The sequence below is a fragment of the Photobacterium sp. 1_MG-2023 genome (assembly GCF_030547945.1).
Taxonomy (GTDB): domain Bacteria; phylum Pseudomonadota; class Gammaproteobacteria; order Enterobacterales; family Vibrionaceae; genus Photobacterium.
Genome location: NZ_JAUORR010000007.1, coordinates 40,670 through 64,279, shown reverse-complemented (window position 1 = coordinate 64,279; position 23,610 = coordinate 40,670). Strand labels below are relative to the sequence as shown.

General features: G+C 54.1%; 17 protein-coding genes. 10 read left to right on the top strand and 7 right to left on the bottom strand.

Going from position 1 to position 23,610, the window contains the following annotated elements; all coding sequences use genetic code 11:
• Positions 1 to 101 precede the first annotated feature (101 nt).
• The gene (gene cytR, locus Q4579_RS08470) at positions 102 to 1,112 is read right to left on the bottom strand and encodes a DNA-binding transcriptional regulator CytR (RefSeq protein ID WP_211646472.1); all 1,011 of its coding nucleotides are present in this window, start codon (positions 1,110 to 1,112) and stop codon (positions 102 to 104) included.
• 177 nt (positions 1,113 to 1,289) lie between these two features.
• Positions 1,290 to 3,488 (bottom strand): primosomal protein N', encoded by a 2,199-nt coding sequence (gene priA, locus Q4579_RS08465; RefSeq protein WP_303563218.1) that lies wholly within the window; start codon positions 3,486 to 3,488, stop codon positions 1,290 to 1,292.
• 227 nt (positions 3,489 to 3,715) lie between these two features.
• Between priA and rpmE the strand changes: the two genes are divergently transcribed.
• Both rpmE and Q4579_RS08455 read left to right on the top strand, forming a co-directional pair.
• Positions 3,716 to 3,931 carry a 50S ribosomal protein L31 gene (rpmE, locus tag Q4579_RS08460; RefSeq protein WP_211646471.1) on the top strand — a complete coding sequence of 72 codons (216 nt, stop codon included), beginning with the start codon at positions 3,716 to 3,718 and terminating at the stop codon, positions 3,929 to 3,931.
• A 283-nt stretch (positions 3,932 to 4,214) separates the two neighbouring features.
• Positions 4,215 to 5,462 carry a malic enzyme-like NAD(P)-binding protein gene (locus Q4579_RS08455; RefSeq protein ID WP_211646470.1) on the top strand — a complete coding sequence of 416 codons (1,248 nt, stop codon included), beginning with the start codon at positions 4,215 to 4,217 and terminating at the stop codon, positions 5,460 to 5,462.
• A gap of 73 nt (positions 5,463 to 5,535) precedes the next feature.
• Here the strand turns inward: Q4579_RS08455 and metJ are convergent, their stop codons facing one another.
• Positions 5,536 to 5,853, bottom strand: a complete 318-nt coding sequence (gene metJ / locus Q4579_RS08450) for a met regulon transcriptional regulator MetJ (protein ID WP_027250617.1) — start codon at positions 5,851 to 5,853, stop codon at positions 5,536 to 5,538.
• 186 nt (positions 5,854 to 6,039) lie between these two features.
• Here metJ and Q4579_RS08445 point away from each other — a divergent pair, with 186 nt between their 5' ends.
• The 3 genes from Q4579_RS08445 (at position 6,040) to metF (ending at position 10,797) form a co-directional block, all read left to right on the top strand.
• The gene (locus tag Q4579_RS08445) at positions 6,040 to 7,209 is read left to right on the top strand and encodes an O-succinylhomoserine (thiol)-lyase (RefSeq protein ID WP_303563214.1); all 1,170 of its coding nucleotides are present in this window, start codon (positions 6,040 to 6,042) and stop codon (positions 7,207 to 7,209) included.
• A complete protein-coding gene (locus Q4579_RS08440) occupies positions 7,206 to 9,611 on the top strand; it encodes a bifunctional aspartate kinase/homoserine dehydrogenase II (protein ID WP_303563212.1) in 2,406 nt (801 codons plus the stop codon). The genes Q4579_RS08445 and Q4579_RS08440 overlap by 4 nt, the downstream gene beginning before the upstream one ends.
• A gap of 283 nt (positions 9,612 to 9,894) precedes the next feature.
• Positions 9,895 to 10,797: a methylenetetrahydrofolate reductase gene (gene metF / locus Q4579_RS08435; protein WP_303563211.1), complete on the top strand. Its 903-nt coding sequence runs from the start codon at positions 9,895 to 9,897 to the stop codon at positions 10,795 to 10,797.
• A 108-nt stretch (positions 10,798 to 10,905) separates the two neighbouring features.
• On the opposite strand, the gene Q4579_RS08430 is transcribed toward metF, so the two are convergent.
• The gene (locus Q4579_RS08430) at positions 10,906 to 11,478 is read right to left on the bottom strand and encodes a PadR family transcriptional regulator (RefSeq protein WP_303563210.1); all 573 of its coding nucleotides are present in this window, start codon (positions 11,476 to 11,478) and stop codon (positions 10,906 to 10,908) included.
• Between the two features lie 364 nt (positions 11,479 to 11,842).
• Positions 11,843 to 14,473 (bottom strand): phosphoenolpyruvate carboxylase, encoded by a 2,631-nt coding sequence (gene ppc, locus Q4579_RS08425; protein ID WP_303563208.1) that lies wholly within the window; start codon positions 14,471 to 14,473, stop codon positions 11,843 to 11,845.
• A 553-nt stretch (positions 14,474 to 15,026) separates the two neighbouring features.
• On the opposite strand from ppc, the gene argC reads away from it, so the two are divergent.
• The 4 genes from argC (at position 15,027) to argH (ending at position 20,144) form a co-directional block, all read left to right on the top strand.
• On the top strand, positions 15,027 to 16,040 hold the full coding sequence (gene argC / locus Q4579_RS08420) for an N-acetyl-gamma-glutamyl-phosphate reductase (protein WP_303563206.1): 1,014 nt from the start codon (positions 15,027 to 15,029) through the stop codon (positions 16,038 to 16,040).
• A 26-nt stretch (positions 16,041 to 16,066) separates the two neighbouring features.
• Positions 16,067 to 16,846: an acetylglutamate kinase gene (argB, locus tag Q4579_RS08415; protein WP_303563204.1), complete on the top strand. Its 780-nt coding sequence runs from the start codon at positions 16,067 to 16,069 to the stop codon at positions 16,844 to 16,846.
• A gap of 143 nt (positions 16,847 to 16,989) precedes the next feature.
• Positions 16,990 to 18,198, top strand: coding sequence for an argininosuccinate synthase (locus Q4579_RS08410; RefSeq protein WP_303563201.1), 1,209 nt, complete (start codon positions 16,990 to 16,992; stop codon positions 18,196 to 18,198).
• A 71-nt stretch (positions 18,199 to 18,269) separates the two neighbouring features.
• Positions 18,270 to 20,144, top strand: a complete 1,875-nt coding sequence (argH, locus tag Q4579_RS08405; protein WP_303563199.1) for an argininosuccinate lyase — start codon at positions 18,270 to 18,272, stop codon at positions 20,142 to 20,144.
• Positions 20,145 to 20,237: 93 nt separating this feature from the next.
• Here argH and Q4579_RS08400 read toward each other — a convergent pair whose 3' ends face one another.
• Positions 20,238 to 21,689: a dihydrolipoyl dehydrogenase gene (locus Q4579_RS08400; protein WP_303563198.1), complete on the bottom strand. Its 1,452-nt coding sequence runs from the start codon at positions 21,687 to 21,689 to the stop codon at positions 20,238 to 20,240.
• Between the two features lie 77 nt (positions 21,690 to 21,766).
• Positions 21,767 to 22,495 carry a glutathione peroxidase gene (locus Q4579_RS08395; RefSeq protein WP_303563196.1) on the bottom strand — a complete coding sequence of 243 codons (729 nt, stop codon included), beginning with the start codon at positions 22,493 to 22,495 and terminating at the stop codon, positions 21,767 to 21,769.
• A 162-nt stretch (positions 22,496 to 22,657) separates the two neighbouring features.
• Between Q4579_RS08395 and oxyR the strand changes: the two genes are divergently transcribed.
• Positions 22,658 to 23,557 carry a DNA-binding transcriptional regulator OxyR gene (gene oxyR / locus Q4579_RS08390; RefSeq protein ID WP_303563194.1) on the top strand — a complete coding sequence of 300 codons (900 nt, stop codon included), beginning with the start codon at positions 22,658 to 22,660 and terminating at the stop codon, positions 23,555 to 23,557.
• The last annotated feature ends 53 nt before the right edge of the window (positions 23,558 to 23,610 follow it).

Genomic DNA, 23,610 nt, shown 5'->3' with positions numbered 1-23,610 from the left:
GCTAGTGCCGGGAAGCCTCTGCGGGTCATTGCAGGTGTGCTTCCCGGTGGAAGTGTGAGCTTTTGCTCAAAGTGGTGAGGTTTTCATCATCTCTGGTGGCGTTAATATTTATTGGATGGCGGGGCTGCGCTTTCGCGGATCACCAGTTTGGCATCCAGCAAACGTGAACCCGCCGAAATATCTTTGCCTTGCAGGATCTCCAGCAGCATCAGCATGGACTGACGGCCGATTTCATAGCGTGGCTGAGAGACAGTCGTCAGCGGCGGATCGCAGTATTCTGCGAACTGGATATCATCGAACCCGACAATGGATAAGTCCTGAGGCACTTTGATGCCCAGACGCTTGGCCTGCTGCATGGCGCCAATGGCCATGACGTCGTTGTGACACAGGAGCGCGGTGGGCGGCTCTGGCAGTGACAGCAGGGTGGTCACGGCACGGGCTCCGCCAGCAAAAGTGAAATCGCTTTTTACGGTATATGCCGGGTTGAGCTCAATACCGGCGCGGCGCAACGCTTGCTGGTAGCCTTGGGCACGGAACTGGCACAGCATGGCGCTGTCTGGTCCGGTGATTTGTGCAATGTGCTGATGGCCCATCTGCGTCAGGTAGTTGACGGCTTCAAAAGCGGCGGTCAGGTTGTCGATGTGGACGGTTGGCAGTTCCAGCTCAGGTGCAAACTCGCAGGCCATCACCATCGGCGGCAGGTTTTTCTGCTCGGGCTTACTGATGTCAAACGGAAGATCTGTACCCAGCAACAACATGCCATCGGCTTGTTTGGTAAAGACCAGATTCACGAATGAGTTTTCCCGGCTTTTTTGCTGACCACTGTCGCCCAGCAGCACCAGATAACCATGCTCCATGGCGGCTTCTTCAATACCGCGAATGATTTCTGTGAAATAGGGATCACAGATATCCGGGACGATTGCGACAATGGTTTTGGATTCATTGCGTCGCAGGTTGCGGGCCAGGGAGTTGGGGGAATAGCCAGCGTCCATGACAGCCTGTTCAACTTTTTTACGGGTTGAGGCCGACACTTTCTCCGGGTTCATCAGCGCACGGGAAACCGTCGCGGTTGAAACACCGGCCAGCTGGGCAACATCCTTCATTGTCGCCATAAATTGTTCCTCTCTAAGATATTTCTCTCATGATTGTCGGGGGATCGGCGCTAAATCGGCGCAGAAACCTAGTCCGGCAAGCCTGTTATTGTAGGCGCTTTAAGCGGGTTTAAACATGTGCGCAATAGCATAAATTACATTGGCTTTGTGAAGCAGATCGCATTATTTGTTTTATCTTCAGCTCAGATCCTGAGGCTCAACATCGAGCGACCAGCGGACTTTTCGGGCCAGTGGCAAGAGCTGAATGGCTGGCCGTGCAATGCTCAGCAGTTGCTGGAGAGTCTTACGATCCGGTGCCTGCAAGAGGAGTTGCCAGCGGTAGCGACCCGCCCGGCGCGAGAGGGGCGCCGGGTTGGGTCCCATGACCAGCGTGTGGTTGCTGAAGAGCGGACTGGATTCCAGAATGCCGCGGACCTGCAGCAGAAACTGCTCCGTGAGATCACTTTGCTGTGCTTCGGCACGAAACAGCGCCAGATATGTATAAGGAGGCAGCATGGCCTGACGCCGCTCGGTCAGTGCCTGTGCGGCGAAATGGTCGTAGCCCTGATACAGCAGCGCTTGTAGGAGTGCGTGATCCGGGTGGTGGGTCTGCAGCAGTACCTCGCCGGGTTTGCTGGCCCGGCCAGCCCGGCCTGCGACCTGAATAAAGAGTTGAGCCAGCCGTTCCGGTGCCCGGAAATCATTGCTGAACAGGGCGCTGTCGACATCGACCAGCGCAACCAGAGTGACATCGGGGAAATGGTGCCCTTTGGCGAGCATCTGAGTGCCGATCAGGATCTGATAGTCTTTGTTGCGAATGGCTTCCAGATAGTGATCCAGGCTGCCTTTGCGCCGGGTGCTGTCGCGGTCAATCCGAACGGTTTTATAGTCGGGAAACAGCTCGCCCAGCTGATGTTCGAGCTGCTCCGTACCAACACCGACGGTCTGGAGCTGTGTAGAACCGCATTGCTGGCACTGGGGCATGACGGGCCGCTGGGTCTGACAGTGATGGCAGCGCAGTTCCCCGGTATTCTGGTGATAGGTGTAGTAAGCGTCGCAGCGTTTACAATCTGCCAGCCAGCCACATTCGTGACACATCAGCGCCGGAGCAAAACCGCGGCGGTTGAGAAACAGCATGACCTGATTGCCCGCACTGAGGTGCTGCCGCATTCGGGCGATGAGTGGGGCGGAGAGACCCGCTTCCAGATACAGGCCTTTGACATCCAGTACACCATGGCGTGCTGCCTGTGCATTCCCGGCCCGGCGGGTGAGGTGCAGATGATGGTACTTCCCGGTTTTTGCGTTGTGCAGGGTTTCCAGCGCCGGGGTGGCAGAGCCCAGTACAATCGGAATATTTTCTTTGCTGGCCCGCAGGACGGCCATATCGCGGGCGTGATAGCGCAGACTGTCCTGCTGTTTATAAGACGCGTCATGTTCTTCATCGACAATAATGATGCCGAGATTGGCAAACGGCGTGAAGAGGGCAGAGCGGGTGCCGATGATGATCCCGGCCTGATTGTCCCGGCCAGCCAGCCAGGCGCTCAGACGTTCTGTATCGTTCAGCCCGGAGTGAATCGTAAACAGCGGTACATGAAACCGTCGCTGAAAACGGCTGATGGTTTGCGGGGTCAGGCCAATTTCCGGCACTAGCACCAATGCCTGTTTTCCGGCCGCCAGAATGGGTTCGAGCAGGTTGAGATAAACTTCTGTTTTGCCGGAACCTGTCACCCCTTCCAATAAGTAGCAGCCGTATTCCGGATTGGCATTCACACTGGCGATGGCCAGCGCCTGCTCTTCGTTCAAGCGTGGTTTGTCTTCGGTGATCGCAAAACTTTCCTGCCAGCAAAGTGTTTTCGGTACCGATTGATAGCTTTCAATCCAGCCTTTGTCGGCCAGAGTTTTCAGCGTGGCGCTGCTCACTTCTGCGTCAAGCATCATGTCGTGACTGAGTTCGCCGTTGCGCAGCAGGGTCAGCACTTTGGCCTGACGGGGGGCGCGGGTTAAAGCCGTCAGAGGTTGATCTTTGCCTGGTTCCGTCAGTTGCCAGTAACGAATTTCACTGTTGGCCGGTTTGCCTTTACGCAATGCTGCGGGCAGTGCATTGGCCAGCGTGTCGCCCAGCGGATACTGATAATAACGGCTGGTCCATTCCAGTAATTGGAATAGCGGTGGTTGCCACAAGGGAGCAGCGTCCAGCACGGCTTTGAGGGGTTTGAGCTGGTCGCGTGAAAAAGAGGACGAATCCGTGAGTTCAATCACGATCCCGGTCAGTTGCTGGCGACCAAAAGGGACACGAACCCGGCCACCGACCACCGGCTTTTGACCCGCAGGAATCAGATAATCGAAGGTTTTGTCCAGTGGGACGGGCAGCGCTATTTTGGCGATGGTGGCAGTCATGCAGTTTGGCTGAATTCACTTATGCTGAGAATAGGGCCAGTGTACCTTGCGGGGCGGATGAGGCAAAGTCACAGCAGGTTCTGATTGCGGTTGATCTGTGGCTGCTGATTGATTATCATACGCCGCCTATTTGTCCAGCGCCTTTGGCCTGACAGTGTTAATTAACGACGTGTGGTGCCCGGCTTTGGATCGGGAGAGCGACACGGCCTTAGCTATGAGGTTTCCCCATGAAACAAGGTATCCACCCAGAATACACTGCTGTAAACGCTCGTTGTTCTTGCGGCAACACTTTCGTCTTCAACTCTACTCTGAGCAAAGACGACATCAACCTGGATGTGTGCGACAAATGTCACCCATTCTACACTGGTAAGCAGCGTCAAGTGAGCACCGGTGGCCGTATCGACAAATTCAACAAGCGTTTCGGCGCTCTGTCCAGCAAGTAATTGCTGCGGGTCTTCAGACCTGAAAGACACTGTCGAAAAAAGGGATGCTGCGGCATCCCTTTTTGCTTTTGAGGGATCCCGCAAGCGCATTGATGTTCGGCTTCTTATTTACAATAATCATAATAATGAGTCGTGCAGGTCACACCCCCGCATTTTTCCTGCGTTCCGACTGCATTCTCATGGTATTACCAGCTAGCGCAAACTAGGATTTTGTGCTGCTATCGAATATGATTCATTGTTCAATACCGAACCGAACATCCATCCATTCAGGATTCTAATAACTATGTCTGAAGATTTTCGTCAACAAGCACTTCACTATCATGCTTACCCTGTCCCCGGGAAAATTTCGGTTGAACTCAGCAAGCCTGCCAACACTGTAGAAGACCTCGCTCTGGCTTACAGCCCGGGTGTGGCTGAACCTGTGCGTGAAATCGCGCAAAACTCAGAAAATGTCTATAAGTACACCGGTAAGGGCAACATGGTTGCCGTCATTACCAACGGTACGGCGATTCTGGGGCTGGGCAACCTCGGCCCGCTGGCGTCTAAGCCAGTGATGGAAGGTAAGGCACTGTTGTTCAAACGTTTTGCAGGCCTGGATTCGATTGATATCGAAGTCAAGCACCGCACCATCGACGAGTTCGTCGATACAGTTGCGAATATTGCAGACACTTTTGGTGGCATTAACCTGGAAGATATCAAAGCGCCTGACTGCTTTGAAATTGAAAAGCGTCTGATTGAACGCTGCCAGGTCCCGGTTTTCCATGATGATCAGCACGGAACGGCCATTGTGACTGCTGCGGGTATGCTGAATGCACTGGAACTGCAGGGCAAGAACATCAATGAAGCTGTGATTGTCTGCCTGGGGGCTGGTGCAGCTGCCGTGGCTTGTATGGAACTGCTGATTAAATGTGGCGCGCAGCGTGAGAAAATCTACATGCTGGACCGTAAAGGTGTGATTCACACCCGTCGCGATGACATCAACGAATACAAGCAGCTGTTTGCCAATAATACCGATAAGCGAACGCTGGAAGATGTGATTGAAGGTGCGGATATCTTTGTCGGCGTGTCCGGCCCGGATCTGTTGTCTGCAGAAGCGCTGAAACTGATGGCTGATCAGCCGATTGTTTTTGCCTGCTCCAACCCGGATCCAGAGATCAAGCCAGAACTGGCCCATACCGTGCGCAATGATCTGATCATGGGGACCGGTCGTTCGGATTATCCGAATCAGGTGAATAACGTGATTTGCTTCCCGTTTATTTTCCGTGGTGCGTTGGATGTGCGTGCCAGCGAGATCAATGATGACATGAAGCTGGCTGCGGTTCATGCGATCCGTGAACTGGCGAAAGAGCCGGTTCCTGCGGAAGTTGTGAAAGCAGCCGGTGTTGAGAAACTGGCGTTCGGCCCTGAGTATATTATTCCGAAGCCAATGGATCCGCGTCTGCTGCCTCGCGTTGCGAAAGCGGTTGCGGAAGCTGCGGTTGCATCAGGGGTTGCCCGTATTGAAATGCCAGTGGGTTATATGGAAGTGTAATGACACATCCATCGTGATTCAGGATTGAAAAACCAGCCGAAAGGCTGGTTTTTTTTTGCGTGCAAGGGCTAGATTATTCGTTGATATCTTCGTATTCAATACCCAGGCTGTCCATGATCGCTTTGGCTTCTGCTGGCAGGTCGTCCGGGCGGTCTTTCCGGATATCTTCGTCTGTTGGCAATGGCTGACCGGTGTAGGCGTGCAGAAAAGCTTCGCACAACAATTCGCTGTTGGTGGCATGGCGAAGGTTGTTTACCTGACGGCGGGTGCGTTCGTCCGTGAGGATTTTCAGCACTTTCAATGGGATTGAAACAGTGATCTTTTTGACCTGCTCATTTTTCTTGCCATGTTCTGCATAAGGGCTGATGTACTCACCGTTCCACTTTGCCATTGTTTACCTTCTCAGCGATATCGGGTTTCGAAATATTGTATGGGGGAATTTTAGCGGGATTTACTGCCACAAGCAAAGACATATGGACGTCCAGAAGTGTTGACGTCTTTTTTAATTCTAGCTAAGGTTGTGGAAATTTTATTCTCGTCGACCCCGGTCATGCCGATGGAACAAGGAAGCAACGATATGAGAGACAAGAAAACAGCGACCATCGCTGTACGCAGCGGTATTGAAACTGATCAGCAATTTCGTGCTGTGGTGCCACCGATTTACTTGACCTCAACCTATGGCTTCCCAGAGCTGGGCACGCTGCCCCAATATGATTACTCTCGTTCAGGCAATCCGACCCGGAACCTGCTGGCTGAAACACTGGCCGATCTTGAAGGCGGTGCTGGGGGGGTGGTGACCAGTTGTGGTACGGCGGCGATCAACCTGCTGGCGACAGCGCAATTAGGGCCGGGCGATCTGGTGGTTGCCCCTCATGATTGTTATGGCGGCACTTATCGACTGTTCAATACCCGGGCCGGGAAAGGCGATTTTCAGGTGTTGTTTGTCGATCAGGGCAACCCGGAAGCACTGGCTGAAGCACTGGCGAAGCAACCCAAGCTGGTGTGGGTTGAAACGCCGTCCAACCCCTTGCTGCGAGTGATCGATGTAGCACAGTTGTGTGAACAGGCGCATGCTGCGGGCGCCCTGGTTGCCGTGGATAACACCTTCTTATCTCCGGCGCTGCAGCAGCCCATTTCGCTGGGAGCTGATTTCGTGGTGCACTCCACCACCAAATATATTAACGGTCACTCCGATGTCGTCGGCGGGGTGCTGATCGCCAAAGACAGCGAGCATGCGGAGCAACTGTCCTGGTGGGCCAACTGTATCGGTGCCACGGGCGCGCCGTTTGATGCTTATCTGACGTTGCGGGGTGTCCGGACGCTGGTACCGCGGATGCGTTTACATGAAGAAAATTCAGCCCGCCTGCTGGCTTATCTGCAAACCCAGCCGCTGGTCGGACAAATTTATCATCCAAGCCTGGCGGATCATCCCGGTCATGACATTGCCGCAAAACAGCAGCAAGGGTTTGGCTCCATGCTGAGCTTTGAGCTGGCAGGGGACATGAAACAACTGGAAGTTTTTGTGGCGACCCTGAAGTTGTTTTCACTGGCTGAATCGCTGGGGGGAACAGAAAGTCTGATCGCGCACCCGGCCAGCATGACCCACAGAGCGATGTCGGACGAGGCACAACTGGCCGCTGGATTGCTGCCATCGCTGCTGCGTTTGTCGGTCGGGCTGGAAGATGCGGATGATCTGATCGCCGATCTGGATCAGGCGTTTGCCAAAGCGGCGGAGGCCGGTGCATGAGTCTTGAGCGTCAGTTACATAAATTCGGAGGCAGCAGTCTGGCGGATGCCGGTTGTTACCGGAATGTCGTCAATATCCTGCAGCAATATTCTCAGTCCGACGATCTGATTGTTGTATCAGCGGCGGGTAAAACAACGAACCGTCTGATTCAGTGGCTGGCCCAGCTGCCCAAGGATGGGCGTCTGGCGCATGAGAGTTTGCAGGATCTGCGGAATTTTCAGCAGCACCTGATTGAAGAGTTACTGGATGAAACGGCTGCCGATGACTTACTGACGTCTTTGCATCTTGAATTCAGTGAACTGGGGCAACTGACGGATCGCGACCTGACCCCGGCCCGGCAGGCATGGGTGCTGGGTCATGGTGAACTGTGGTCTTCCCGCTTGCTGGCTGCGCTCCTGACTCAGAAAGGCTTGGCCGCTCGTGCCGTGGATTCTCGTGTGTTTCTGCGGGCAGAGCGTGCCACACAGCCAGAAGTGGATCGCGGACGTTCATTGCCGTTATTGCAGAATGAACTGGCCCAGCACAGCGGTCACCGACTGGTGATCACCGGCTTTATGGCCAGTAATCAGGCCCGGGAAACGGTCTTGCTGGGCCGGAATGGCTCAGACTATTCCGCGACGGTGATTGGAGCACTGGCCGGGGTCAGCCGCGTGACAATCTGGAGTGATGTGGCCGGGGTATACAGTGCCGACCCGCGTATTGTCAGCGATGCCTGCTTGTTACCTTTGCTGCGGCTGGATGAAGCCGATGAGCTGGCTCGCCTGGCAGCACCGGTACTGCACAGTCGTACTCTTCAGCCTGTGGCACAAAGTGCCATTGACCTGACGCTGCGCTGTAGTCTGCAACCGGAATCCGGCTCCACACGGGTGGAACGGGTGCTGGCCTCTGGACGGGGGGCCAAGATTGTGACCTCGCTGGATGAAGTCTGCCTGTTGGAACTGTCGGTGACCCGGGCTCAGAATCTGCAGCAGATTGAAACTGAACTGAGTACGCTGTTGCCCCAGGCACAGGTGCAACCCCTGGCGCAGAGTGTCGAGGCGGACAAAGGGCAGATCCTGCTGGCATATACGGCGGAAATGGCGAATGGGGTGTTGTCTCTGCTCCAGGACAGCGGCTTGCATGCTGAAATCCGTCTGCGTGATGGTTTCACCATGGTCGCGGCAGTCGGTGCCGGCGTGGTGAATAATCCGGTGCACTGCCACGGTTTCCAGCAGCAGCTGAAAGGGCAGCCGGTGGAGTTTATTTCGGAAGCCGAATCGGGGCTGAGTCTGGTTGCGGTATTGCGGCAGGCGGATATTCCGGCGCTGGTTCAGCAAATTCATCAGAGCCTGTTTCAGGCTCAGAAACGGATCGGGATGCTGTTGTGCGGCCACGGCAATATCGGCAGCCGCTGGCTGGAGTTATTCGATGAAGAAAAGGTCGCGCTGGAAAAACGCCACGGGATGAGTTTTACCCTGATCGGGGTGGCTGACAGTCGTCGCTACTGGTTTGATCTAAAAGGTATTTCGCCGTCACAGGCACTGACGCAGTTTGACGTGGAAGCGGTCCCGGGAAGTGACTGGCTGCCACTGCTGACACAGCATGATTATGATGAGCTGGTGGTTCTGGATGTGACGGCCAGTCAGACACTGGCCGCACGCTACGCTGATTTTGCCGGTCATGGCCTGCATCTGATCACCGCCAACAAAGTGGCGGGGTCTGCACCGGGCGAGACTTATCGCGCTGTGGTGGATGCCTTTGAAAAGAGCAGCCGCCACTGGTTGTACAATGCCACCGTCGGGGCCGGGCTGCCGGTGAACCATACGGTGAAAGATCTACGGGACAGCGGGGACACCATCCTGGCTGTGTCGGGGATTTTCTCTGGCACTTTGTCCTGGTTGTTTCAGCAGTTCGATGGCAGCCTGCCATTCAGTCAGTTGCTGGAACAGGCATGGCAGCAAGGGTTGACGGAGCCGGATCCAAGGCACGATCTGGATGGCAGTGATGTCATGCGAAAACTGGTCATTCTGGCCAGAGAATCCGGCCTGGCATTAGAGCCGGAGCAAGTGAAGGTTGAATCGCTGGTGCCGGATGAACTGGCGGATCTGACGCTGGATGCGTTTTTCGAACAGAGCCAGATCCTCGATGAGCGGCTGCAATCGCGTTTGAGTAAAGCCCAGCGTGAAGGGAAAGTACTGCGCTATGTGGCGCGTCTGGATAAAAACGGCCAGGCCGTGGTCGGGCTGGATGCACTGGAGCCAGAGCATGCACTGGCGAATTTGCTGCCCTGCGACAATATCTTTGCGATTGAAAGTCGCTGGTATCGCGAGAACCCGTTGGTCATTCGCGGGCCGGGGGCTGGGCGTGATGTCACCGCAGGCGCTTTGCTGTCTGATCTGAATCGGTTGGCGAACCTGTTCTAAAATTTTCAGGTGATGAGATAGAACCAAAGGGCAGTATTCAACTGCCCTTTGTTGTTTTGAACTGAAGTGCTCAGGCCCCAGATGTCGCAGGCTGGTCGGGCGAATTTGCCTTCAGCGGCTGAACTTGAATAAACTGGGATTTGATGTTGAGAAAAATTCATGTTGGTTCAGTTGACATTAAATTGGTTACAAGACATCCTGTAGACATATAGACGTCTAAATGGTTATCTGGCGTCAGCGTTTTCAGGGAAGGCCACAGGCCGTTAGCAGGAAGGTTTCAATTATGGGTTATTCTTACGCCAGTCACTTAGATGCTTTAAACCAGAATATCGCCGATCTGAACGGTGCGATTAATGTGTCTTTTGAATTTTTCCCGCCAAGCACACCCGCCATGGAAGAAACGCTGTGGACTTCGATTCATCGCCTGAAAAACCTGAAGCCAAAGTTTGTTTCTGTGACTTATGGTGCGAACTCTGGTGAACGGGACCGGACGCACTCCATCATTAAAGACATCAAAGATCAGACGGGTCTGGTCGCTGCCCCGCATCTGACCTGTATTGATGCCAGCCGCGACGAGCTGCGCTCGATCGCCCGTGACTACTGGAAGAACGGGATCCGTAATATCGTTGCCCTGCGTGGCGACCTGCCGCCACAGGGTGGCAGACCGGACATGTTCGCGGTGGATCTGGTTCAGTTGCTGCGTGAAGAGGCTGATTTTGATATTTCTGTTGCCGCATACCCGGAAGTGCACCCGGAAGCGAAAAGCGCTCAGGCTGATTTGATTAACCTGAAGCGGAAAGTGGATGCAGGCGCGAGCCGTGCGATTACGCAGTTCTTTTTTGATGTCGAAAGCTACCTGCGTTTCCGCGATCGCTGTGTGGCTGCCGGAATTGATGTCGAGATTGTCCCTGGGATCTTGCCCGTGGTGAACATGAAGCAGGCCAAGCGATTTGCTTTAGCAAACAATGTGAAAATTCCCAACTGGATGGAGAAGCAGTATCAGGGGCTGGATGATGATTTGCTGAGCCGCCAGATGGTAGGGGCTAGTAATGCCATTGACATGGTCCGCGTCCTGAGTCGGGAAGGGGTGAAGGATTTCCACTTCTATACGCTGAACCGTGCTGAGTTGACCTACGCGATTTGCCACACCTTAGGTGTGCGTGCAGGCGATGAAGCCACCGCTTAAGCATCAATCGGATGGAAAAGAAAAAGCCGCATCATGAATGCGGCTTTTTTGTCTCTGTGGCCAGTTGGCAACGGTGCACGGATTTCCGGGATGGAAACCCGTGTTCGGTTACTCAGCGCTGAGTGACACTGCGCTGTCTGGGCCGTCGAGATCTTTCAGTTCAGTCAGCACTTCTTCTGCCCAGTCGATCCAAGCCTGACGGTTGTGGATACCACGGCGCAGGGTCAGACGATCCAGACGGGACTGGCGGTCCAACGCTTTGTAATTTGCAAAATGAACTTTTTCCAGTTCATGGTAGTGGTTCATCAGCGTGTGAGATTCTTCAATCAACGCTTCCAGTTGCTGTTGCATTGGCACTGAGTTGTGCACGCCGCAGACCAGCAGTTTGGCAGAGAATTCATCACGGATGGTTGGATTACGGGCTGGCTCCTGGAACCACTCAAAGAGTGCTTCTCGGCCCAGATCCGTAATGGAATAAACTTTACGGTCTGGTTTGCCTTCCTGAGGTTCGAGTTTACAGGTGACTTGATTGTTGGTGGCCATTTTGTTCAGCTCACGATAGACCTGCTGATGACTGGCTTTCCAGAAATAGCCGATACTGTGAGAGAACTCTTTTGTAATGTCGTAGCCGGTCGCGTCGCGCGAACTCAGCACGGTCAAAATGACGTGTGGTAGTGACATCTCTTCTATCCGTTAAAATACTTCAAAAAAATAAATCGACTGGGGTTACGTTACCCTGACGCTCTGAGGCGCTTTTATAATCGTATTGTTGCAGTGCCCAGTCGAGATCACATAGGATATCATCAATTGATTGACTGCAACCAGCAGAAGCATAAATATTCTGTGGTGAACAGTGAGCAATTAGTTATCTTGTGACGCCTGTCCAACTATTAGGACCTTGTGCATAGCAAAAAGTTTCCCTCAAAGTTGGTTCACTGCACTTCTATTGACCTTAGTTGAAATAAAAAATTTCAGGATGTCTTAAATACGAACATGAGAAACAGGCCACCTTGCGGTGGCCTGTTTGAGGAGATGTAGCGGGGGATTAACCTGTGTTACGCATCCCGGCGGCAATACCGGCAATTGTGACCATCAGGGCTTCTTCCAGCATTGGCGAGACTGTTTCCTGCTGCCGGGTCCGGTGTAAAAGCTCAGCCTGAAGCATGTTCAGCGGTTCAACATAGACGTTACGCAGACGGATGGATTCAGCGCCCCAGGGGTCCTGCTCCATCAGGTGATCGCTGTTCTCAACATTCAGAACTACCTTGATATCGCGCTGTAACTGGTCACGTAATTCTTGTCCCAGTGGCCAAAGATGCGCATCCGTCAGACGCTGATCATAGTATTCTGCGATCGGAATATTGGTTTTGCTATACACCATTTCCAGCATACCCAGTCGGGTTGAGAAGAATGGCCATTCATGACACATTTCGTCCAGCAGCTCGGCTTTCCCCTGATCGATGACATGCTGAATCGCTTTACCGGCCCCCAGCCAGGCGGGCAGCAGCAAGCGGTTTTGGCTCCAGGCAAAGATCCATGGAATCGCACGCAGGCTTTCGACGCCGCCTTGCGGATTCCGTTTTGAAGGTCGTGAGCCCAGTGGCAGTTTGCCCAGCTCCATTTCTGGCGTGGCTGCGCGGAAATAAGGCACAAAAGATTCATGGCCGCGAACCACCGAGCGGTAAGCCTCGCAGGACACATCAGACAGTTCATCCATCACATCACGCCATGCCTGCTTGGGTGCCGGGGGTGGCAGCAGGTTGGCTTCGAGAATGGCACTGGCGTAGAGATTCAGGCTGTTGACCGCCACATCCGGCAAGCCCAGCTTAAATCGGATCATTTCACCTTGTTCCGTGACACGCAGGCCGCCTTTGAGGCTGCGTGGCGGCTGAGACAGCAGAGCTGCGTGTGCCGGGGCACCGCCACGACCGATACTGCCGCCGCGACCGTGGAACAGGGTCAGTTCAACACCGGCGTCATCACAGACATTCACCAGCGCTTCCATGGCGCGGTACTGCGCCCAGCCTGCAGCAGTGACCCCTGCGTCTTTGGCGGAATCAGAATAGCCAATCATGACCATCTGGTGGTTCTGGATAAAGCCGCGATACCAGTCGATATTCATCAACTGCGTGATCACGGATTCGGCATTGTTCAGATCGTCCAGGGTTTCAAACAGCGGGCAGACATCAAGTCGGAAGGTGCAACCGGCTTCTTTCAGCAGGAGGTGCACCGCCAGCACATCGGATGCTGTGCGCGCCATGGAGATCACATAAGCGCCCAGCGCCTGACGCGGCTGCTGTGCAATGACACGACAGGTGTCCAGGACTTCCTGCACAGGTTCTGACGGTTCCCAATCGCGTGGCAGCAATGGCCGTTTTGAGGCCAGCTCGCGAACCAGAAACGCGACTTTGTCCTGCTCGCTCCACTGATCGTAATCACCCAATCCCAGATAACGGGTCAGTTCAGAGATCGCATTGGAATGACGGGTACTTTCCTGGCGGATATCAAGCCGGACCAGATGGACACCAAAGCATTGCACCCGGCGCAGCGTATCCAGCAGCAGGCCGTCGGCAATAATATTCATGCCGCATTCATGCAGCGAGCGGTAGCAGGCGTGCAGGGGTTGCCAGAGTTGTTCAACGTCCTCAAGAATGGCCAGCTTCGGCACATCTAGCCCTTTGATTTGTGCATCCAGCACATCCCGGGTCTGGGTCAGCAGGGTGCGCAGGCCTTTGACAATTTCACGGTAAGGTTCGTGCGCACCGTTCGCCAGTTCGCGGACTTCGTCGTTACATTCAACCATCGACAGTTCGCTCACCAGTTCCTGAATGTCGTTCAGGTACAGGTCTGCTGCTTTCCAGCGAGACAGGAGCAGAACTTCGCGGGTAATCGTCGATGTAACGAACGGGTTGCCGTCACGGTCACCGCCCATCCAGGAAGAGAATTTCACCGGTGCGGCATCAAGCGGCAGGCTTTCGCCCAGATGCTGGTGGAGTTTTTCATCAAACTGGCGCAGGAATTCCGGGACGGCTTCCCATAAAGAATTTTCGACCACAGCAAAGCCCCATTTGGCTTCATCCAGCGGGCTCGGACGTTGTTTTCGGATGACATCTGAATGCCAGGCTTGGGCGATCAGTTGTTCCAGACGGCGCTCTGCTTTTTGGCGCTCGCGGTGTGAGAGTTCGGTCAACTCCAGTTTGGACAGGCATTTGTTGATTTGCACCAGCTTGTGAATCATGGTGCGACGGGCAATTTCCGTCGGGTGAGCCGTCAGAACTAATTCAATATTGAGTTCACGCACGGCTTGCAGCGAGTCCAGTTCTCCGATTTTTTCATCATTGAGCTTGGCAAAGAGCGCGTCCATTTCATCCGGATTGCAGACCAGCTCTTCGCAATGGCGGGAAATGGTGTGGTACTGCTCGGCGATGTTGGTCAGATTCAGGAACTGGCTGAACGCGTGGGTGACGGGCAGCAATTGATCATCCGGCAGATTCTGCAGTTCGGTGATCAGCTTTTCCCGGTCATCACTGTTTCCGGCGCAGGCTGATTTTGACAGCTTGCGGATGGTTTCCACTTTGTCCAACAGCTCACTGCCATGGGCGTCCTTGATTGTGTTACCCAGCAAGTGGCCAAGCATACTGACATTGCTTTTTAACGCACTGTACTTTTCGTTCATATCGCATCCATATCGTAATTTTGTTACATCCAATCGCCAAGGCGTAACCCACAATCTAGCCTCCATTGGGGCGAAAGGTCAATAAGTCGGCTCTTTTTTGGCCAAAATCCACCCCTGAAGTTATGAATATGCAGGGAAAGCGTCTTAGTCCTGTAATTTACTTTCTATATCTTTACAGCCAGAGCGTGCGCTGAAACCGGGTTGAAGTCACGAAGGATACTTTTTTATTCGCCTTCTCTTGACACAAAATGCCAGAAAAGGTAAATATAAAAATTCAAAATAAATGAATAAAAATATCAATTCTGGCATTGGTGATGAATGACCAGTCAGCATTGTACAGAAACGCCGCTTTATCTTTAGACCAGAGGCAACAAGCAACCTTATGAACCAGGCAATGAACCACAAGCAGTATTCCTTCCGACGACGCTGAGTCTTGATTGCCTGGTGCCTCTGGCACCCTTCTTATTGCGCCTGCCCGGCGCCACGCACTGAAACATACAGCAGTTATATTTTCTAGATAGTGAATTTCACCACGATGACAACGGGATCCCACATGCTGAATACATCAATTATTGGGGCCAGCGGCTATACCGGTGCGGAACTGGCGGCCATGGTCCAGAAGCATCCGCAACTCCATTTGGCGGGTTTATATGTCTCTGAAAACAGTCTGGATGCCGGCAAACCTATCAGCGAATTACACGGGCAATTACGGGGCCAGGTGGACTTACCGCTTCAGCCGTTGGCGGATGTTGCTGCCGTTGCCAAATCTTCCGATATCGTCCTGTTAGCGACGGCACATGAGGTCAGTCATGATCTGGCGCCTATTTTCCTCGAGGCCGGTTGTCAGGTCTTTGATCTGTCCGGTGCTTTCCGGGTGAAAGGCGATGATTTTTATCCCCGGTACTACGGATTTACCCATCAGCATCCGCAATGGCTGGATAAAGCCGTTTATGGTCTGGCGGAGTGGCAGGCCGACGCCATCGCCAAGGCGCAGCTGGTGGCTGTCCCGGGGTGTTATCCGACGGCTTCCCAACTGGCATTGAAACCGCTGCTGGTGGCGGGTCTGGTAGATACGCAGCAATGGCCGGTGATCAATGCCGTCAGTGGCGCATCCGGTGCAGGTCGCAAAGCGACAATGGTGAATACGTTCTGCGAAGTCAGTTTGATGGCTTACGGTGTATTTACGCACCGGCATTTGCCGGAAATAGCAACGCACCTGGGCACAGATGTCATTTTTACCCCGCATCTGGGGAATTTTAAGCGCGGTATTCTGGCGACAATTACCGTCAAACTGGCGGAGGGGGTCACCCCGGAAGATGTCACGCAGGCCATGACAACTGCGTATCACCAACCCACAGAGCAGGCGGTGCGCTTACTGGGTAATCAGGCGGCACGTTTACAGGATGTGGTGAATACATGCTTTTGTGACATTGGCTGGCAGGTGCAAGGGCAGCATGTGATTCTGACGGCTGCGATTGACAATTTACTGAAAGGTGCGTCGTCTCAGGCGATGCAGTGCATAAATATTCGCAATGGCTTTGCGCCGTTAACTGCGTTGGTTGGCTAAGTTTGGCTGTTGAGAGGAGACCCACAATGGAACAGTCGCCGTTAGTGATCAAATTAGGGGGGGCTGTGCTGTCGTGCAGCGACACCCTGGAGAAAGTCTTTGGTGCCATCAGTGCCTATCAGGCGAAAGCAAACCGACCCCTGCTGTTGGTCCATGGTGGCGGTTATCTGGTTGATGACCTGATGAAACAACTGAATCTGCCGACTGTGAAAAAGCAGGGACTGAGGGTCACCCCGGAGGATCAAATCGGTGTGATCGCGGGTGCGCTGGCAGGGACGGCGAATAAGATGCTGCAGGGGCAGGCGCTCAAGTCGGGCGTGAATGCAGTGGGTCTGAGCCTGGCTGATGGCGGCTTATGTCTGGTGACTGAGCTGGATCCTGAGCTGGGTGCGGTCGGTAAGGCTGCGCCGGGCAACAGTGCGCTGGTTGCCAGCATCATGGCGGCGGGTTATCTGCCGATTATCAGCTCCATTGGCCTGACCGCTGACGGTGCACTGATGAACGTGAATGCCGATCAGGCGGCGGTAGCTGTCGCGGCAGCACTGGATGCGGAGCTGGTGTTGCTGTCCGATGTCAGCGGCGTGCTGGATGGCAAAGGTCATCTGATTGATTCGCTGAGTGAAGCTAAAGCCGACTCACTGATTCAGCAGGCGGTGATCACCGACGGCATGATCGTCAAAGTGAAAGCCGCATTTGAGGCTGCGAAAGGATTGGGCCGTCCGGTTGAGATTGCGGGCTGGCGGTATCCGGAAAAGCTTCAGGCGCTGTTTGAGGGAGCACAAATCGGGACCCGATTTGTGCTCTGAACCCGCAGAATTGCATCCGGACGCTGGCGCAAAAGCTGGGTTCGGATATAAAAAATGAACCGTTTTATTTTTATCGTTTGAACATCATGATTGATATCGCCTGACCGGGATGACCGTCGAGCAGGCAACGAAGGAGAGTAACAATGAGCAAGGTAAATAAAGTCGTATTAGCTTATTCCGGCGGTCTGGATACATCGGCCATCATCCCATGGCTGAAAGAGAACTATGACTGTGAAGTGGTCGCGTTTGTGGCGGATGTGGGTCAGGGTGAAGCCGAGCTGGAAGGCATTGAAGAAAAAGCACTGGCGTCCGGGGCTTCCGCTTGTTACATCGCCGACCTGAAAGAAGAGATGGTCAAAGACTACATCTATCCAAGCCTGAAAACCGGCGCGGTCTACGAAGGTAAATACCTGCTGGGTACATCCATGGCGCGTCCGATCATTGCCAAGGCTCAGGTTGAATGTGCACTGGAAGTGGGCGCGGATGCTCTGTGTCACGGTTGTACCGGGAAAGGGAACGACCAGGTGCGTTTTGAAAGTGCTTATGCCGCACTGGCGCCTCAACTGACGGTGATCGCCCCTTGGCGTGAGTGGGATCTGCGCAGCCGTGAAGCGCTGCTGGATTATCTGGCGGAGCGTCAGATTCCGACCACAGCAACCCTGGAAAAAATTTACTCCCGTGACGCCAATGCCTGGCACATTTCCACCGAAGGCGGCGTGCTGGAAAATACCTGGAATCAGTCCAATGAACTGTGCTGGGTCTGGACGAAAGATCCTGAAGAGGCACCCAACATGGCTGAACTGGTTTCAGTCGTCATTGAAAAAGGCGAAATTGTCGCGGTGGACGGCAAGGCCATGACACCGTATGAAGCGCTGGTGTATCTGAACCAGAAGGGTGCTGAGCATGGGGTTGGCCGGATCGATATCGTGGAAAACCGTCTGGTGGGCATCAAGTCCCGCGGCTGTTATGAAACACCGGGCGGCACCATCATGATGGAAGCCCTGCGTGCCGTCGAACAACTGGTGCTGGACAAGGATTCCTTTGAGTTCCGTGAAAGCATCGCACTGAAAGCTTCGCATCTGATTTACGATGGCCGCTGGTTTACACCGCTGTGCCGTTCGTTACTGGCTGCCGCAGATGAGCTGGCGCAGGATGTGAATGGTGAAGTGGTGCTGAAACTCTACAAAGGTCAGGTGACTGCGGTACAGAAGCGTTCACCGAACAGCCTGTACTCCGAAGAGTTTGCAACCTTTGGTGAAGATGAAGTGTACGATCACAGCCATGCGGGTGGCTTTATCCGCCTGTACTCGCTGGCCAGCCGTATCCGTGCACTGAACGAACAGAAAAAATAAATAACACAGCGCAAAGCGCATTACGAAAAGACATGTGAGCAACATCGGTCGTACAGGAAAGGAGAAGTACCATGGCACTATGGGGCGGACGTTTTAGTCAGGCAGCAGATACTCGGTTCAAGCAGTTTAATGATTCCCTGCGATTTGATTACCGCCTGGCGGAGCAGGACATCGTTGGCTCGGTGGCCTGGTCAAAAGCGCTGCGTCAGGTCGGGGTACTGACCGAGATGGAACAGCAGAAACTGGAACTGGCACTGAATGAGCTGAAACTTGCCGTGATGGAGGATCCGCAGCAGATCCTTCAGTCCGATGCTGAAGACATTCACAGTTGGGTAGAGCAGCAACTGATTCACCGGGTGGGCGATCTGGGTAAGAAATTACACACAGGCCGCTCCCGGAATGATCAGGTGGCGACTGACCTCAAGCTATGGTGCCGTCAGCAGGGACATCAGCTGCTGATGATGCTGGACCACCTGCAAAGCCAACTGACGACCGTTGCCCGCGAGCATCAGACCACGGTGCTGCCGGGCTACACGCACCTGCAACGGGCGCAACCTGTGACCTTTGCGCACTGGTGTCTGGCCTATGTGGAAATGTTTGAGCGGGATCATTCCCGTCTGAGTGATGCGCTGCAGCGGCTGGACACTTGTCCGCTGGGCTCGGGGGCGTTGGCCGGTACGGCTTATCCGATTGACCGGGAAGCGCTGGCCCACAGTCTGGGTTTCCACCGGGCAACCCGCAACAGTCTGGATTCGGTGTCGGACCGGGATCATGTCATGGAACTGCTGTCGACGGCGTCGATTTCCATGCTGCACCTGTCGCGGCTGGCAGAAGATATGATCTTCTATAACTCCGGTGAGTCGAACTTCATTGAACTGGCGGATACGGTTACATCGGGTTCTTCCCTGATGCCCCAGAAAAAGAATCCGGATGCCCTGGAACTGATCCGGGGCAAATGTGGTCGGGTGTACGGCTCGCTGGCCGGGATGATGATGACGGTCAAAGCTTTGCCGCTGGCCTACAACAAAGACATGCAGGAAGACAAAGAAGGGTTGTTCGATGCACTGGACACCTGGCATGAATGCATGGAAATGGCAGCGCTGTGCTTTGACGGCATCAAGGTCAATAAAGACCGGACGCTGGAAGCGGCAATGCAGGGCTATTCGAATGCCACCGAGCTGGCTGATTATCTGGTGGCGAAAGGCATTCCGTTCCGGGAAGCGCACCATATTGTCGGCGTGGCAGTAGTCGCGGCGATAGAAAGAGGCTGTGCGCTGGAAGAGTTATCGCTGGATGAGATGAAAGCCTTCTCGCCGGTGATTGACGCAGATGTGTATCCGATTCTGACCATTGAATCCTGTCTGGAAAAACGCTGCGCGCTGGGCGGTGTGGCACCAAATCAGGTCGACCATGCCATTGCTCAGACGGAGAAGCGCCTGTCGAAACGTCATGCGCCGGGGGTGAAAGTACGGGGGGCTCGTCTGACCGATCTGGATGCCATTGAAGGGATGGTGGCTTACTGGGCTGGGCTGGGTGAGAACCTGCCCCGTCCGCGGAACGAACTGGTGCGGGACATTGGCTCCTTTGCGGTTGCGGAGACGCAGGGGATCGTGACCGGTTGCGCGTCACTGTATGTTTATGATTCTGGCCTGGCTGAAATCCGCTCACTGGGGATCGAGGCCGGCTGGCAGCATCAGGGGCAGGGGAAGGCACTGGTACTTCATCTGCTTGAAAAAGCGAATCAGATGGCGATCAAGCGCGTCTTTGTGCTGACTCGAGTGCCGGAGTTCTTTATGAAGCAGGACTTTATTCCGACGTCAAAAGCCCTGTTGCCGGAAAAAGTAATGAAAGACTGCGATATGTGTCCGCGTCAGCATGCCTGTGATGAAGTGGCGCTGGAAGTCCGGCTGGATCAGCAGATGATTCCCAGTGTGAATGTGGCCTAACGACGGCAGGTTCAAAGATAAAAAAAGCGCCGGAGATCCGGCGCTTTTGCTTTCCCGTTGAGATTGGATGTTGCAGTGTCGTTGTGAGCTCGGTTAACAGCCCGGACCACAGTCCAGACAGTGTTTGATCATTTCCGGACCCAGATGCAGCTTGGCGTTTAAATCGCGCAGTGCGGTCCGCACCCCTTCTTCGATCACCGGATGGTAGAACGGCATGTCCAGCATCTGAGCAATCGTCATTTGATTCTGATGCGCCCAGCTGAGCAGGTGAGCCAGATGTTCCGCACTCGGGCCAATCATTTCAGCGCCGAGGTAGCGGCCGGTGCCATGCTCGCCATAGAGATTCAGGATCCCCTGATTGCGCAGCATCACCCGGGAGCGCCCCTGATTTTCAAAAGAAACCGTCCCGACTTCGTAGCAGCCACAGTTGCCTAAGCGCTGGTTAATCTCGCGGCGGCTTTCACCGACCATCGCAATTTGTGGTTCTGTAAAGACCACAGAAATCTTCGAGCGGCGGAGTCCGGCACGTATATCCGGGAATCGGCCAGCATTGTCACCGGCAATCCGACCCTGATCGGCGGCTTCGTGCAGTAAAGGCAACTGGTTGCTTGCATCTCCGGCAATAAAAATCGTATCGACCGAGGTTTGCAGCGTGAAGTGGTCCGCAACCGGCACACCCCGAGCATCCAGCGTGACACTGGTATTTTCAATGGCCAGTTTGTCGATGTTCGGACGGCGTCCGGTTGCTGCCAGCACATAGCTGAAATACTGGGTTTCCAGCACGCCGGATTTGTTGATGAACTGAATTTCAACTTCATCGCCGACACGCTTCATGCTCTCGACTTTGACATCGGCATCCAGATACAGCTCGTCGTTGAAGGTCTTATTGGCATACGACATGACTTCTTCATCGGTCAGCGGGCCAACCTGACCGCCCAGCCCAAAGATTTTCACGTCAACACCAAGACGGTGCAGGGCCTGTCCCAGCTCCAGTCCGATCACGCCTGGGCCAAACACAGCAACAGATGGCGGTAAGTCGTCCCATTCAAAGACATCATCATTGATGATCAGGCGGTCGCCCAGTTCATGCCACACCGCCGGGTAGGCCGGTCGAGAGCCGGTGGCAATGACGATCCGCTTCGCTTCAATACGGGTATGGCCGTCAACATCGAGGGTAGTGTCGTTCACGAATGTTGCGTAGCCGCTGATTTTATCTTCCGACGGAATTTCATCGACGCTTTCCAGCACGAAACCGACAAAGCGATCACGTTCGCGTTTCACGCGGTCCATGACTTCACGGCCGTTGATCTGAATCTCACCCTGAGGGTAAATGCCAAAGGCGGGGGCTTTTTCAATGTTGTGGACGCTTTCAGCAGCGGCAATCAAGAGTTTTGATGGCATGCAGCCCACGCGGGCACAGGTGGTACCGTAAGGGCCACCTTCAATCATGACAACACTGTCGGTGTGGGCTTTTGCTGCACGGTAGGCACCCAGGCCAGCCGTACCACCACCAATCACAGCAACATCAACAGTCAGGGTTTTCATTATCTTTCTCCAACGACAATCAGTTCTCAGGGCGGAATTTGGGGAGGAGCAGGGTGGTGTTCACCCTGCCGGTGGTCTTAAGCCAGGTAAGCTTCCAGCTCTTCGCTGCCACCAATGTGTTTTCCGCCAATAAATATCTGTGGCACAGTGCTCCGGCCAGAAATGGCGCGCAGGCTCACTGTCGTTGCATCTTTGCCCAGGACCACTTCTTCGAACTGAAGACCTTGGTCGATCAGGTTCTGTTTCGCTTTGACACAGAAAGGACAGCCAGGTTTTGTGAAAACTGTGATCGACTCCTGCAGTTTGTAGTCAGGGGCGATGTAGTTCAGCATGGTATCGGCATCAGAGACGTTGAACGGGTCGCCCGGCTCATCGTTTTCAATAAACATCTTAGAAACCACACCGTTTTTCACCAGCATGCTGTAGCGCCATGAACGGTCTCCGAAGCCCAGATCGTTTTTCTGAACCAGCATGCCCATGCCTTTGGTGAACTCGCCGTTTCCATCCGGGATGAAGGTGATGTTTTCTGCTTCCTGATCGGATTTCCAGGCATTCATCACAAAGGTGTCGTTGACGGAGACACACAGGATGTCGTCCACACCGTGGGCAGCGAACACGGAAGCCAGCTCGTTGTAACGTGGCAGATGGCTTGACGAGCAGGTTGGGGTAAATGCACCCGGCAGGCTGAACACCACAACGGTTTTATTGCTGAACAGTTCATCTGTGGTTACATCAACCCACTGATCGCCTTGACGGGTACGGAATGTAACTTGCGGGATGGTCATGCCTTCTTTCGATGTAAACATGTTGCGCTCCTGTTGGAAGTTTGGAATTTCAATATTATGTGGGACTTTTTTGTCTTGCCCCTGTCGATGTATGTAGTATGCGAAATACCAATTGATAGCTCCAATCGTTTGCTGTTATCTTATCAATCGTCAAATCCTATTAAATGTGACAGAGAGTGATACATGAACATCCGTGATCTCGAATATCTTGTGGCGTTGTCTGAACACCGGCATTTTCGTAAAGCAGCGGAAGCGTGCTTTGTCAGTCAGCCGACACTGAGTGGGCAGATCCGTAAGCTGGAAACTGAGCTGGGCGTTTCTTTGCTCGAGCGGACCAGCCGTAAGGTACTGTTTACGGATGTTGGATTAAATCTGGTGAATCAGGCGAAAAAGGTATTGCACGAGGTGAAGGTGCTGTCCGAGATGGCCAGCCAGCAAGGGGAAAGTATGTCCGGGCCTTTGCATATCGGTTTTATTCCAACGGTCGGGCCTTACCTGCTGCCACTCATCATTCCGGCGCTGAAGGCTGCGTTTCCTCAGCTCGAGCTGTTTTTGCATGAAGCGCAGACACAGGTGCTGGTGCAACAGCTGGATGAAGGGAAGCTGGACTGTATTATTCTCGCGGCGGTGAAAGAAAGTGAGCATTTTAAAGAACTGTCGCTGTACCACGAGCCGATGGTTCTGGCCGTGCCGGAAGGGCACCCGTGGTCTGGCCGGCCTGAGTTACCCATGAATGAGTTGAACGGACAAACTTTGCTGATGCTGGGTGACGGTCACTGTTTGCGGGATCAGGCGATGGGCTTTTGTTTTGCTGCCGGAGCGAAAGAAGACGGCAGTTTTAAGGCCACCAGTCTTGAGACCCTACGCAACATGGTGGCAGCCGGGAGTGGCATTACTTTACTGCCAAAGCTGGCAACCCCGAATACGAGCAAACGGGATGGCGTGTGTTATATCAAAGCCTGCGAGCCGGAACCTAGTCGGTTGATCACGCTGGCCTACCGCCCGGGCTCACCGCTGAGAGGTCGCTATGAACAGCTGGCTGAGCAGATCCGGCGGAGTATTACGGCGTATCTGGCGCCTTAAAAAGGCTGGCATTTCGGAAAAATCCCGGAGCTTTGCAGCACAAAAAAAGCGCG

What these genes read in the sequence shown, in the direction of transcription:
- cytR (WP_211646472.1), bottom strand. Translation starts at nt 1,112, where the DNA reads ATGGCGACAATGAAGGATGTTGCCCAGCTGGCCGGTGTTTCAACCGCG.
- priA (WP_303563218.1), bottom strand. Translation starts at nt 3,488, where the DNA reads ATGACTGCCACCATCGCCAAAATAGCGCTGCCCGTCCCACTGGACAAA.
- rpmE (WP_211646471.1), top strand. Translation starts at nt 3,716, where the DNA reads ATGAAACAAGGTATCCACCCAGAATACACTGCTGTAAACGCTCGTTGT.
- Q4579_RS08455 (WP_211646470.1), top strand. Translation starts at nt 4,215, where the DNA reads ATGTCTGAAGATTTTCGTCAACAAGCACTTCACTATCATGCTTACCCT.
- metJ (WP_027250617.1), bottom strand. Translation starts at nt 5,853, where the DNA reads ATGGCAAAGTGGAACGGTGAGTACATCAGCCCTTATGCAGAACATGGC.
- Q4579_RS08445 (WP_303563214.1), top strand. Translation starts at nt 6,040, where the DNA reads ATGAGAGACAAGAAAACAGCGACCATCGCTGTACGCAGCGGTATTGAA.
- Q4579_RS08440 (WP_303563212.1), top strand. Translation starts at nt 7,206, where the DNA reads ATGAGTCTTGAGCGTCAGTTACATAAATTCGGAGGCAGCAGTCTGGCG.
- metF (WP_303563211.1), top strand. Translation starts at nt 9,895, where the DNA reads ATGGGTTATTCTTACGCCAGTCACTTAGATGCTTTAAACCAGAATATC.
- Q4579_RS08430 (WP_303563210.1), bottom strand. Translation starts at nt 11,478, where the DNA reads ATGTCACTACCACACGTCATTTTGACCGTGCTGAGTTCGCGCGACGCG.
- ppc (WP_303563208.1), bottom strand. Translation starts at nt 14,473, where the DNA reads ATGAACGAAAAGTACAGTGCGTTAAAAAGCAATGTCAGTATGCTTGGC.
- argC (WP_303563206.1), top strand. Translation starts at nt 15,027, where the DNA reads ATGCTGAATACATCAATTATTGGGGCCAGCGGCTATACCGGTGCGGAA.
- argB (WP_303563204.1), top strand. Translation starts at nt 16,067, where the DNA reads ATGGAACAGTCGCCGTTAGTGATCAAATTAGGGGGGGCTGTGCTGTCG.
- Q4579_RS08410 (WP_303563201.1), top strand. Translation starts at nt 16,990, where the DNA reads ATGAGCAAGGTAAATAAAGTCGTATTAGCTTATTCCGGCGGTCTGGAT.
- argH (WP_303563199.1), top strand. Translation starts at nt 18,270, where the DNA reads ATGGCACTATGGGGCGGACGTTTTAGTCAGGCAGCAGATACTCGGTTC.
- Q4579_RS08400 (WP_303563198.1), bottom strand. Translation starts at nt 21,689, where the DNA reads ATGAAAACCCTGACTGTTGATGTTGCTGTGATTGGTGGTGGTACGGCT.
- Q4579_RS08395 (WP_303563196.1), bottom strand. Translation starts at nt 22,495, where the DNA reads ATGTTTACATCGAAAGAAGGCATGACCATCCCGCAAGTTACATTCCGT.
- oxyR (WP_303563194.1), top strand. Translation starts at nt 22,658, where the DNA reads ATGAACATCCGTGATCTCGAATATCTTGTGGCGTTGTCTGAACACCGG.